Here is a 1,111-nt window from a genome sequence, read left to right as displayed (position 1 = left end):
ATTTCTGGTCAGCACTCTGACTACATCAAAGCTCAGCTAGAAAAGTTCCGTGATGGTAACCGTGGTAACGATATGAACGCCATGATGCGTGACATCGCGAAAAAAATGACAGACGAAGACATCGAAGTTCTGTCGAAATACGTTGGCGGTCTGCACTGATACCCCTACATAGTTCGAGCAAAGTTGTACAAAAATGCCCCAGCGATTTCGCTGGGGCATTTTTGTTGGTGATGTGGCTCACACATGATTTTTGAGGGTGTCATCGATATCTGCTCGAAAGCTTGTAAGACATTTGCCATACCTTCGATTGCGAATGTCTTCTTCTTATTTTTAACCTTTTGATTAATTGATGTTTTTAATTTTTGCGAAAAAATCATCGCTAATATTTCCTGCTGCTAACTTGTGAGTGCGTCGGGATTACGTAAAGTAGAAAGCGTTCACAGGGGGTGACTTGCAGGATTTCAGACCACGGATTCAAGGTCTTCATGGACGCAAGCTAGGATAGCTTGGTGATCGGAAAACGGAATTAGGTAGGCAAGGAGCCTGCTCGATACGGATGGTCATCTCGTCTTATGGTTAAGACAGTGGAAAGGATCAGGCACAGGAAGTCGCCCAGAAGCCAGGAAATAAAGGGACAGCCAAAACTCATCAGGAAGATGAAAAACAACACTTTTTGACAAGGCAAGCACGAAAAACAAAAGGATTCTTGGTGCACTAAATGCGTGCAACACAGTTTCGCCACTTGATGGCACTTAGAAAGCGACAGTTTGACTGTCGCTTTTTTTATGCCGTTTTTTCTCGGCAACCACCAATCTGAAGAGGGATTACTACACTGATGCCTTTCGATGGGTTCTTAAACAAAGTTTTTTAACAAAAACTGCTGAAAAAGTATTCAGTGCCTCTCCAATCTGAGTCCACTTTCTGGTATGTTTCGCATCCCTGTTTGAGGAAGTCAGCATGCATACCTGTCCTTTATGCCACAATCAGCATACTCGTCACTATTTTGAAGATAAGCATCGCGAATATCTTCAATGTGAGCAGTGCTACTTGGTATTCGTTAATCCAGACCAACGTTTGGATGCGGAAACTGAAAAAGCTCACTATGATTTGC

Annotated in this window: 1 protein-coding gene and 1 pseudogene; both read left to right on the top strand. The window is 43.1% G+C overall.

All coding sequences use genetic code 11. The features are described 5' to 3' along the window. On the top strand, positions 1–159 hold a 159-nt coding region (locus R7E00_RS24755), incomplete at its 5' end, for a c-type cytochrome (RefSeq protein ID WP_411978695.1). A gap of 798 nt (positions 160–957) precedes the next feature. Then, positions 958–1,111, top strand: a pseudogene (locus tag R7E00_RS24750) (class I SAM-dependent methyltransferase); the annotation flags it as partial.

It is taken from the genome of Vibrio sp. Vb1755 (assembly GCF_033338635.1).
Taxonomy (GTDB): domain Bacteria; phylum Pseudomonadota; class Gammaproteobacteria; order Enterobacterales; family Vibrionaceae; genus Vibrio; species Vibrio alginolyticus.
Note: the sequence above shows the minus strand (reverse complement) of the source record. Positions and strands in the feature narration are given on the sequence as shown.